At 71.9% G+C, this 10,015-nt stretch carries 10 protein-coding genes; 4 read left to right on the top strand and 6 right to left on the bottom strand.

Features of this window, described 5'->3' with window-relative positions; all coding sequences use genetic code 11:
• Positions 1-43 precede the first annotated feature (43 nt).
• On the top strand, positions 44-994 hold the full coding sequence (locus AB0K80_RS23290; protein ID WP_365672577.1) for a sugar ABC transporter permease: 951 nt from the start codon (positions 44-46) through the stop codon (positions 992-994).
• A complete protein-coding gene (locus AB0K80_RS23285; RefSeq protein ID WP_365672575.1) occupies positions 991-1,821 on the top strand; it encodes a carbohydrate ABC transporter permease in 831 nt (276 codons plus the stop codon). The genes AB0K80_RS23290 and AB0K80_RS23285 overlap by 4 nt, the downstream gene beginning before the upstream one ends.
• A 10-nt stretch (positions 1,822-1,831) precedes the next feature.
• Here AB0K80_RS23285 and AB0K80_RS23280 read toward each other — a convergent pair whose 3' ends face one another.
• The 3 genes from AB0K80_RS23280 to AB0K80_RS23270 form a co-directional block, all read right to left on the bottom strand.
• Positions 1,832-3,121: a ribonuclease D gene (locus AB0K80_RS23280; protein ID WP_365672573.1), complete on the bottom strand. Its 1,290-nt coding sequence runs from the start codon at positions 3,119-3,121 to the stop codon at positions 1,832-1,834.
• A gap of 280 nt (positions 3,122-3,401) precedes the next feature.
• Positions 3,402-4,064 carry a response regulator transcription factor gene (locus AB0K80_RS23275; RefSeq protein ID WP_003993737.1) on the bottom strand — a complete coding sequence of 221 codons (663 nt, stop codon included), beginning with the start codon at positions 4,062-4,064 and terminating at the stop codon, positions 3,402-3,404.
• Positions 4,065-4,316: 252 nt separating this feature from the next.
• Complete coding sequence (locus tag AB0K80_RS23270) at positions 4,317-5,003, bottom strand: DUF3000 domain-containing protein (protein ID WP_365672571.1); 687 nt, start codon at positions 5,001-5,003, stop codon at positions 4,317-4,319.
• Positions 5,004-5,120: 117 nt separating this feature from the next.
• Here AB0K80_RS23270 and hemE point away from each other — a divergent pair, with 117 nt between their 5' ends.
• A complete protein-coding gene (gene hemE, locus AB0K80_RS23265; protein ID WP_365672570.1) occupies positions 5,121-6,188 on the top strand; it encodes a uroporphyrinogen decarboxylase in 1,068 nt (355 codons plus the stop codon).
• A gap of 31 nt (positions 6,189-6,219) precedes the next feature.
• Here hemE and AB0K80_RS23260 read toward each other — a convergent pair whose 3' ends face one another.
• Complete coding sequence (locus AB0K80_RS23260; protein WP_365672568.1) at positions 6,220-7,038, bottom strand: rhomboid family intramembrane serine protease; 819 nt, start codon at positions 7,036-7,038, stop codon at positions 6,220-6,222.
• Between the two features lie 143 nt (positions 7,039-7,181).
• Here AB0K80_RS23260 and AB0K80_RS23255 point away from each other — a divergent pair, with 143 nt between their 5' ends.
• A complete protein-coding gene (locus tag AB0K80_RS23255; protein WP_365672566.1) occupies positions 7,182-7,514 on the top strand; it encodes a hypothetical protein in 333 nt (110 codons plus the stop codon).
• Between the two features lie 29 nt (positions 7,515-7,543).
• Here the strand turns inward: AB0K80_RS23255 and AB0K80_RS23250 are convergent, their stop codons facing one another.
• Both AB0K80_RS23250 and AB0K80_RS23245 read right to left on the bottom strand, forming a co-directional pair.
• A complete protein-coding gene (locus tag AB0K80_RS23250) occupies positions 7,544-8,944 on the bottom strand; it encodes an FAD-dependent oxidoreductase (protein ID WP_365672564.1) in 1,401 nt (466 codons plus the stop codon).
• A gap of 27 nt (positions 8,945-8,971) precedes the next feature.
• The gene (locus tag AB0K80_RS23245) at positions 8,972-9,952 is read right to left on the bottom strand and encodes a DUF4349 domain-containing protein (RefSeq protein ID WP_365672562.1); all 981 of its coding nucleotides are present in this window, start codon (positions 9,950-9,952) and stop codon (positions 8,972-8,974) included.
• Positions 9,953-10,015 lie beyond the last annotated feature (63 nt).

Below are 10,015 nucleotides of genomic sequence, written 5' to 3'. Positions count from 1 at the left end.
GCTTGGTCGTGTGGTGTCCACCTCCCATCACGCCGGGGGGCTCTTGAGACGTACACCCCGCCCGGGGGGGGCGCGGGGGGGGGGGCCGCGGGGGCCCCCCGCGGCCGCCGTCGCCGCCCCGCGCACGGCGCGCGTATGGCGCACGGTCACTCCCTGGCTGTTCCTGCTCGCCCCGCTGACCTTGCTGATCACCTTCACCTACGCGCCGATCGTGAACATGATCGCGTACAGCTTCACCGACTGGGACGGCATCAGCCCCGGACTGCACTACACCGGCGCCGAGAACTACGCCGAGATCTTCACCCGCGAGGACCTCTTCGAGGTGTTCTTCGTCAGCGGTTTCTACCTGGCCGCCTCCGCGGTCCAGATCGCCGCCGCGCTCTACTTCGCGACGATCCTCAGTTTCGACGTGCGGTTCCGTTCCTTCTTCAAGGGCGTGCTGTTCTTCCCGTACCTGATCAACGGGGTCGCCATCGGCCTGGTCTTCCTCTACTTCTTCCAGGACGGCGGCACCCTCGACTCGACGCTGAGCCTGTTCGGCATCCACACCGACCACGCCTGGCTCGGCACCCCGTTCTCCGCGAACACCTCGCTGGCCGCGGTGTCGATCTGGCGCTACCTGGGCCTGAACTTCGTCCTCTTCCTCGGCGCGATCCAGTCCATCCCCGGGGAGCTGTACGAGGCCGCCGAACTGGACGGCGCCAGCCGCTGGCACCAGTTCCGCCACATCATCGCCCCGGGCATCAAGCCGGTCCTGACCCTGACGGTGATCCTCTCCATCTCCGGATCGCTGTCGGTCTTCGAGATCCCGTACATCATGACCAGCGGGGCGACCGGCACCGAGACCTTCGTGATCCAGACCGTGAAGCTGGCCTTCCAGTTCAACAAGACGGGGCTCGCCTCGGCGGCGGCCGTCGTGCTGCTGCTGATCATCCTGGCGGTGACCTGGGTACAGCGGCGCCTCGTCCCGGACGACAGGGTGGACCTCGTATGACCCGCCGAGCCGTTGCCCGCACCCTTGTGTACCTGTCGCTGATCGCCGCGACGGTGCTCGTCCTGCTGCCGCTCGGCGCGGTGCTGCTGACGTCCCTCAAGACGGAGGAGGAGATGGCGCGAGGGGCCGGGGCCCTCGCCCTTCCGCAGGACCTGCTGCACTTCGGCAACTATGTGACGGCGTTCCGGGACGGCCGTATGCTCACCGCCTTCGGCAACACGGCGGTCATCCTGCTCGTCGCCGTCGGCGGCACGGTCCTGATCGGCTCGATGACGGCGTACGCGATCGACCGTTTCACCTTCCGTTTCCGGACGCCGGTCGTCGGGCTGTTCCTGGTCGCCGCCCTGGTCCCCGGTGTGACGACCCAGGTGGCGACCTTCCAGATCGTCAACAGCCTCGGCATGTTCGACACCCTGTGGGCGCCGATCGTGCTCTACATGGGCACGGACATCGTGTCGATCTACATCTTCCTGCAGTTCGTCCGCTCGATCCCTACGTCGCTGGACGAGGCGGCCCGCCTGGACGGCGCCAACGCCTTCACGATCTACCGGAAGATCATCTTCCCGCTCCTGAAACCGGCCATCGCGACGGTCGTGATCGTGAAGGGGATCACCGTGTACAACGACTTCTACATCCCCTTCCTCTACATGCCGTCCCAGGACCTTGGCGTGATCTCGACGTCCCTGTTCCGCTTCAAGGGCCCCTTCGGAGCCCACTGGGAGACGATCTCGGCAGGAGCGGTCCTGGTGATCCTGCCGACCCTGATCGTCTTCCTGTTCCTGCAGCGCTACATCTACAACGGCTTCACGAAGGGCGCCACGAGGTGAGAGCCCGCGGTCAGGCCCCCTTGGCCGCCAGCGCGGTGACCAGCACCGGCGTCACCAGCTCCACCTGCCACGGCCGCGCACCGTGCCCCGTCAGGGCGGCCCCCACCGACTCGGTGTCCAGGGACTTCGGCGGCTCCCAGCACACCCGCCGTACCGTGTCCGGGGCGATCAGGTTCTCCTGCGGCATGTTCAGCTCCTCGGCCAGCGCCGACACACCCGCCCGGGCCGCCGACAGCCGCGCGGCGGCCGCCGGGTCCTTGTCGGCCCAGGCCCGCGGCGGCGGGGGCCCGGTCACGGGCTGCCCCGGCTGGGGCAACTGGGAGTCGGGCAGGGCCTTGGCCCGGTCCACCGCCGCCTGCCACTGCTCCAGCTGCCGCCGCCCCATCCGGTGCCCGAACCCGTTCAGCGCGGCGAGGGCGTGCACATGGCCCGGCATGGCGAGCGCGGCCTCCACGATGGCCGCGTCGGACAGCACCTTGCCCGGGGAGACATCGCGCCGCTGCGCGATCCGGTCCCGGGTCTGCCACAGCTCCCGTACGACGGCCAGCTGGCGGCGCCGGCGCACCTTGTGCATCCCGGACGTACGACGCCACGGGTCCTTGCGGGGCTCCGGCGGCGGAGCCGAGGCGATCGCGTCGAACTCCTGGCGGGCCCACTCCAGCTTGCCCTGCCGGTCCAGCTCCTTCTCCAGGGCGTCGCGCAGGTCGACGAGCAGCTCCACGTCCAGGGCCGCGTAGCGCAGCCAGGGCTCGGGCAGCGGGCGGGTCGACCAGTCGACGGCCGAGTGGCCCTTCTCCAGCAGGAAGCCGAGGACACCCTCGACCATCGCGCCGAGGCCGACCCGGGGGAAGCCGGCGAGCCGTCCGGCCAGCTCGGTGTCGAAGAGCCGGGTGGGCACCATGCCTATCTCGCGCAGGCACGGCAGGTCCTGCGTGGCCGCGTGCAGCACCCACTCGACGCCGGACAGGGCCTCGCCCAGCGCGGTCAGGTCGGGGCAGGCCACCGGGTCGATCAGCGCGGTACCGGCGCCCTCGCGGCGCAGCTGCACCAGGTAGGCGCGCTGGCCGTAGCGGTAGCCGGAGGCGCGCTCGGCGTCGACGGCCACGGGACCGGAACCCGCGGCGAAGGCGGCGATCACCTCGGCGAGGGCGGCCTCGTCCGCGACCACGGGCGGAATGCCGTCGCGGGGCTCGAGCAAGGGGATCGGCGCCTCCGTAGCAGAAGATCCGTCGTCGTCCGGAGGAGCGCCTCCGGTGGTTCGCAGTGAACTGTCTGCTGCGGTCTCGTGGGCGTCGGTCACCTGTCAAGGGTATCCGCACGGACGAATCGCTGACCTGCCCGTCTCCAGACGAGCCAGGCTGACCAGCGAAAACAAGCCTCGGCGATGACCTCGTTTCCCGTCACGCCCGGCCACGCCAAGCCGGCGCCCGTCGGCGGAACGTTCCGTCGACGGGCGCACGCGCGGGCAGCGGGAGAAGGAAGGGAGGGACCGGGGAAGGGGAACAGGGAACAGGAACCCTGGAACGGGGGAACGGGGGAACGGGGGAACGGGGTGGCGGGAAACGGGGACGGGGCGGGGGTCAGTGGATGATGCCGGTCCGCAGGGCCACCGCGACCATCCCGGCGCGGTCGCCCGTGCCGAGCTTGCGGGCGATGCGGGCGAGGTGGCTCTTGACGGTCAGCGCGGACAGTCCCATCGAGACGCCGATCGCCTTGTTGGACTGCCCCTCGGCGACCAGCCGCAGCACCTCCACCTCGCGGCCGGACAGCTCGCGGTAGCCGCCCGGGTGGCTCGGGGCACCCGGGGGGCGGCGGTGCAGGCGCGCGGCGGCGGCGCCGATGGGAGCGGCACCGGGCCGGGTGGGGAGCCCGACGTTGGTGCGGGTGCCGGTGACGACATAGCCCTTCACACCGCCGGCGAGGGCGTTGCGCACGGCACCGATGTCGTCGGCGGCGGAGAGGGCGAGCCCGTTGGGCCAGCCCGCGGCGCGGGTCTCGGACAGGAGCGTGAGGCCGGAGCCATCCGGCAGGTGGACGTCGGCGACGCAGATGTCGCGGGGGTTGCCGATGCGGGGACGAGCCTCCGCGATGGACGAGGCTTCGATGACATCGCGCACACCGAGCGCCCACAGGTGGCGGGTGACGGTGGAGCGAACGCGCGGGTCGGCCACGACCACCATGGCGGTGGGCTTGTTCGGGCGGTAGGCGACCAGGCTTGCGGGCTGCTCGAGGAGAACGGACACCAGGCCTCCTGGGGTGCGGACGGGGCCGGCTCGTGGGGGATGAAGCCGGGACGAACCGTGCTTTCAAGGTCACAGTCGTCTTCGGCATCAAACCCGGCGTCCTTTAGGGAATGATCACGATCTGGTGAGTAACAATCCGAACAATTCGGACACGCTGTCGATCATTCGAAGATCGAACGGTTTCGATCCGTGTCGTTACCCGCCCGAAAGTGGCCGTGTCGACAAAGTGACGGTTCTGGTCGTCACGGTGAGTCAGCGGGACTGCGGTCCCCTGCGCTGCGGCAGCGTCACCACCGACGCGTCCCCGGGCGCGGCCGGCGGCAGGCCCGCGACCTGGGCGAGCAGATCGCACCAGGAGGCCAGGTGCGCGGCCGTGTCCGGAACCCCGCCGAGTCCCTCGCGGGGGGTCCAGGAGGCGCGGATCTCGATCTGCGAGGCCGCCGGGCGCGCGGACAGCCCGCCGAAGTAGTGGGAGCTCGCCCGCGTGACGGTGCCGCTCGGCTCCCCGTACGTCAGCCCGCGCGCCTGGAGCGCGCCCGTCAGCCAGGACCAGCACACCTCGGGCAGCAGCGGGTCCGCGGCCATCTCCGGCTCCAGCTCGGCGCGCACCAGGGTCACCAGCCGGAACGTGCCCTGCCAGGCCTCGTGGCCGGCCGGGTCGTACAGCAGCACCAGGCGGCCGTCGGCCAGGTCCTGGTCGCCGTCGACCACGGCCGCCTCCAGCGCGTAGGCGTACGGGGCGAGCCGCTGCGGCGGGCGCGTCGGCTCCACCTCGATCTGCGGCCGCAGCCGGGCCGCTCTGAGCGCCTCGACGGCCGCCCGGAAGGGCAGCGGGCCGGGGCCCCCGTGCCGGAGGCCGTCCTCGGTGTCCTTGGAGGTGTCCTTGGATTCGTCCATTCCGCCAGCGCCGTCCGACAGTCGTCCCTGAGCCGCAGCCATGCGGGGAAGATTAAGGGGAACGGGGGTCTCGCGCAGGGCAAGACACCCTTGGGGTGACCCACCCGGCACCCCGTACCCGGGCCGTGCCGCGTCGAGCGCCGTGCGAGACTTGCCGTCGTGAGTGCCAACGGAAGCCCCACGGGCCAGCAGCCGACCGCAACGTACGACAGCCCCTTCCTCAAGGCGTGCAGGCGTGAGCCCGTGCCGCACACGCCGGTGTGGTTCATGCGGCAGGCCGGGCGCTCACTGCCGGAGTACCGCAAGGTGCGCGAGGGCATTCCGATGCTGGAGTCCTGCATGCGGCCCGAGCTGGTCTGCGAGATCACGCTGCAGCCGGTGCGCCGCCACCACGTCGACGCGGCGATCTTCTTCAGCGACATCGTCGTCCCGCTCAAGGCGATCGGCATCGACCTCGACATCAAGCCCGGCGTCGGCCCGGTCGTCGAGCAACCGGTCCGCACCCGCGCCGACCTCGCGCGGCTGCGCGACCTGACCCCCGAGGACGTCTCCTACGTCACCGAGGCCATCGGCCTGCTCACCCGCGAGCTCGGCGCCACCCCGCTCATCGGTTTCGCCGGTGCCCCCTTCACCCTCGCGAGCTACCTCGTCGAGGGCGGCCCGTCGCGCACGTACGAGAACGCCAAGGCGATGATGTACGGCGACCCTGAGCTGTGGGCCGACCTGCTGGACCGCCTCGCGGAGATCACCGCCGCGTTCCTGAAGGTCCAGATCGAGGCCGGCGCCTCGGCGGTCCAGCTCTTCGACTCCTGGGTCGGCGCCCTGGCCCCCGCCGACTACCGCCGCTCGGTGATGCCGGCCTCCGCGAAGGTCTTCCAGGCGGTGGCCGGGTACGGCGTCCCCCGCATCCACTTCGGCGTCGGCACCGGTGAGCTGCTGAACCTGATGGGCGAGGCCGGCGCGGACGTCGTCGGCGTCGACTGGCGCGTCCCGCTGGACGAGGCCGCCCGCCGGGTGGGCCCCGGCAAGGCGCTGCAGGGCAACCTCGACCCGACCGTGCTGTTCTCCACCCGCGAGGCGGTCGAGACGAAAACCCAGGAGGTCCTGGACGCGGCGGCGGGCCTGGAGGGCCACGTCTTCAACCTCGGCCACGGCGTCCTGCCGTCCACCGACCCGGACGCGCTGACCCGGCTCGTGGACTACGTCCACACCCGGACGGCGCGCTGAGGCTCCCCCGTCGTGCGCGGCACCTGACCGCTCACCAGCCCGGCCTCGCCCGCCTGCCGAACAGCACCCCGCGCGGCTCCGGCGGCGGGGGAGTGCCGGGCCGCAGGGGCCAGGCGATGAGCATGCCCGCGACGAAACCGGCGACATGCGCCAGATACGCCACGGTGCCGGCCTGGGTGACGGCCTCGCCGGAGGAGTACACCGCCTGGAGCACGAACCAGAACCCGAGCACGATCCAGGCCGGCAGCCGCAGCGGCAGGAAGATCAGGAAGGGGACGAGGACCCAGACGCGGGCCCTCGGGTACAGCACCAGGTAGGCGCCCAGCACCCCGGCGATCGCCCCGGAGGCGCCGATCAGCGGGTCGCCCGAGCCGGAGTTCGCCAGCGCGAAGACGTACGCGGCCGCGTAGCCGCACACCAGGTAGAACAGGGTGAAGCGGATGTGGCCCATCCGGTCTTCGATGTTGTTCCCGAAGATGTAGAGGAACAGCATGTTGCCCAGCAGGTGCAGCCAGCTGCCGTGCAGGAACATCGCCGTCAGGACGCTCAGCTCGGGCGACTTGTCGTAACCGGGCGGGCCGACCACGCAGCCCGGGCCCTGCGGGCCCACCCCGATGGCGCCCGTGGGCACCAGCCGGGGCATCTGGTGGTGGATCAGTTCCCGCGGGACGGCCGCGTACTGGTCCAGGAACGCCTGGAGGTGGCACAGCTGCGCCAGGCTGCTCTCGCCCGTCACGGACCCCACGATGCCGGGCGTGAGCAGGAACACGACGATGTTCGCGGCGATCAGGGCGTACGTGACCCACGGGGTGCGCCGCACCGGGTTCACGTCGTGAACGGGGATGACCACATCACACAGGTGCCCGGGATGAGATCGGCGAATCGGTGAACCACGCGCGGTGCTGAACACCGATGTCCGGGCGTGCGTATGTCTCGGCAACCGTCCGCGGCACGGGGAAGGCGGGTCGCGGGGACGACGTGAGGAACCAGGCGATGAACGACCGAATGACTCCCGCGATGCACGCGCTGCCCGACGGCGAGGCCGAACTCACCCTGGTGGTGCGGCTGCCCTGGGAGGACGTGGCCCGCCTCGGCCAGGAGGCCGGGCGCCTCGCCACCCAGATGCAGCGGCCGGTGACGCTGGACGAGGCGGTGAGCCACCGGCTGCGGTCTCCCCGGGCCGCCGCCGCGCACGCCAAGCCGGCGGGGGAGCAGCCGGCCGCGGCGGCGATGCCGCCCGCCACCGCGTCGGTGTCCTCGTTGCCGTCGCGGCCGCCGGCCGAGCAGGCGCGGCAGGCGATCGAGCGGATCAACGGAACGGCGTAGGTCCCGCGCCCGGGCCGCGGACCGCTCCGCTAGGCGGCGGACTGTTCCACCGCTTTCGCCGCCTTGCGGGCCGCCACCAGGACCGGGTCCCACACGGGGGAGAACGGCGGGGCGTAGCCGAGGTCCAGGGCGGTCATCCGGTCCACCGTCATGCCTGCCGTGAGGGCCACCGCGGCGATGTCGACGCGTTTGCCCGCCCCCTCCCGGCCGACGATCTGCACGCCCAGCAGGCGGCCGGTGCGCAGCTCGGCGAGCATCTTCACCGTCATGGGGGAGGCGTTCGGGTAGTAGCCCGCACGGCTGGTGGACTCGACGGTGGCCGTCACGAAGCGCAGACCGACGCGGCGGGCGTCCTTCTCGCGCAGGCCGGTGCGGGCGATCTCCAGGTCGCAGACCTTGCTCACCGCCGTGCCGACCACGCCCGGGAAGGTGGCGTAACCGCCGCCCGCGTTGGTGCCGATGACCTGGCCGTGCTTGTTGGCGTGCGTGCCCAGGGGGATGTGGCGTTCCTGCCCGGAGACCAGGTCGAGGACCTCGACGCAGTCGCCGCCCGCCCAGATGTCCTCGTGGCCGCGCACCCGCATCGAGCGGTCGGTCAGCAGGCCGCCGTGGACGCCGAGCGGCAGGCCGGCCTCGCGCGCGAGGGTCGTCTCGGGGCGTACGCCGATGCCGAGCACGACGACGTCCGCGGGGAACTCGGCGTGCTCGGTGGCCACCGCCCGTACCCGGCCGTCGTCACCGGTCAGGATCTTGGTGACCTCCGTGTCGTTGACCATCGTGATCCCCAGGCCCTCCATGGCCTCGTGCACCAGACGGCCCATGTCGGGGTCGAGGGTCGCCATCGGCTCCTGACCGCGGTTGACGACCGTCACCTCGTAGCCGCGCTTGATGAGCGCCTCGGCCATCTCCACCCCGATGTACCCGGCCCCGACGACCACGGCCCGGCGGCCACGCGTGCGTGCCAGCGTGTCGAGCAGCGCCTGGCCGTCGTCCAGGCTCTGCACGCCGTGCACCCCGGGGGCGTCGGCCCCGGGCATGTCCGGACGGATCGGCCGGGCGCCGGTCGCGATCACGAGCTTGTCGTACGACGTCCAGGACTCGGCCCCGGTGTCGGCGTCACGCGCGCGTACCCGCTGCCGGGCGGGGTCGATCTCCACGACCTCCGTACGCAGCCGCAGGTCGATGCCGCGCGCCCGGTGCTCCTCGGGCGTCCGGGCGATCAGCAGGTCCCGCTCGGGCACGTCGCCGCCCACCCAGTACGGGATGCCGCACGCCGAGTAGGACGTGAAGTGGCCGCGTTCGAACGCCACGATCTCCAGTTCGTCCGGGCCCCTCAGCCGGCGTGCCTGCGACGCCGCGGACATCCCCGCGGCGTCGCCGCCGATCACGACCAGTCGTTCCCGCCCACCCCGCGTACGGCTCATGTTCATGCGAACACGCTACGGGGCCGGGGCATTTCAGTCCTGCGTGCCCGGCTCCCCCGGGCGCGCGGCCTGCGGAGCCGGACGGGCCTGCGGCAGCGGGCCGAGCGCGGTCATCGCGGACGCGGAAGCGGACTCGGCGCGGCGCGGCAGCCGGGGCCGTACGACCCGCAGCCACAGCAGCACCAGCAGGGCCGCCACCGCGGCGAACGGCAGCACCGCGCCGAGCACCACCGCCAGCCAGCGCAACATGGTCACGAACGCGTGCCAGCCGCCCGCCAGCGCGTCCAGGAACCCGGGATCGTCGTCGTCCTTCGCGGGCTTCTTCACCGGCGTCTCCGACAGCGACAGCCTGACAGTGGCCAGGCTGGTGCGGTCCTTCAGGGACGCCTGCCGGGCCAGCAGCGCCTCCAGGTCCGCCTGCCGGGAGCTCAGCTCACTCTCCAGCTCCACCACGTCGCTGAGCTTGGTGGCCTGGTCCATCAGCGCCCGGATGCGGGCCACGCTGGAGCGCTGGGACTTGATGCGGCTCTCCACGTCGACGACCTGGTCGGTGACGTCCTGCGCCTTGGCGGTGCGCTCCAGCAGCTTGCCGGTGCCCTGCAGTTCGCCCATGACCTCGTCGTACTTCTCGACGGGCACCCGCAGCACGACCCGGGTGCGCTCGTGGCCCCCCTCGTCCCGGGTGGTGGTCTCGTCACCGACGTAGCCGCCCGCGTTCTCGGCGGTCGTACGGGCCTCGTCCAGGGCCTTGGGAACGTCGTTGACCTGCACGGTCAGGGAGGCGGTGCGGATGATGCGGCTAGCGGACAGCTCGGGCGGCGCGGTCTGCCTCGCGCCCTTGCCGGCGCCGCCGTAGGCGCCGTCCTGGGCGTCGGCCCGCGAGGCGGCCTTGTCGCCGGTGGCGCCGCCGCCGGAGTCGGAGTCGCCGGCGCTGCACCCGGTGAGCGCGAGGCCGGCGGCCAGCAGGATCCCGGCCAGGGCCCGGGCGGGGCGTACGGATCGTCGTGTGTGCATGTGGGCATCCCCCCGAGGGTCGTGACGACTACCTTCCTTCGACGCCCGGGGGGTGGCGGACGT

It is taken from the genome of Streptomyces sp. NPDC052682 (genome assembly GCF_040678435.1).
Taxonomy (GTDB): Bacteria; Actinomycetota; Actinomycetes; order Streptomycetales; family Streptomycetaceae; genus Streptomyces.
The sequence above is the reverse complement of the archived record's forward strand: the minus strand, read 5'-3'. Positions and strand labels throughout refer to the sequence as shown.

Excerpts from the sequence above, each read along its gene's own strand:
- AB0K80_RS23285 (WP_365672575.1), top strand. The coding sequence starts at position 991 with ATGACCCGCCGAGCCGTTGCCCGCACCCTTGTGTACCTGTCGCTGATC.
- AB0K80_RS23270 (WP_365672571.1), bottom strand. The coding sequence starts at position 5,003 with ATGGCTGCGGCTCAGGGACGACTGTCGGACGGCGCTGGCGGAATGGAC.
- AB0K80_RS23255 (WP_365672566.1), top strand. The coding sequence starts at position 7,182 with ATGAACGACCGAATGACTCCCGCGATGCACGCGCTGCCCGACGGCGAG.
- AB0K80_RS23250 (WP_365672564.1), bottom strand. The coding sequence starts at position 8,944 with ATGAACATGAGCCGTACGCGGGGTGGGCGGGAACGACTGGTCGTGATC.
- AB0K80_RS23245 (WP_365672562.1), bottom strand. The coding sequence starts at position 9,952 with ATGCACACACGACGATCCGTACGCCCCGCCCGGGCCCTGGCCGGGATC.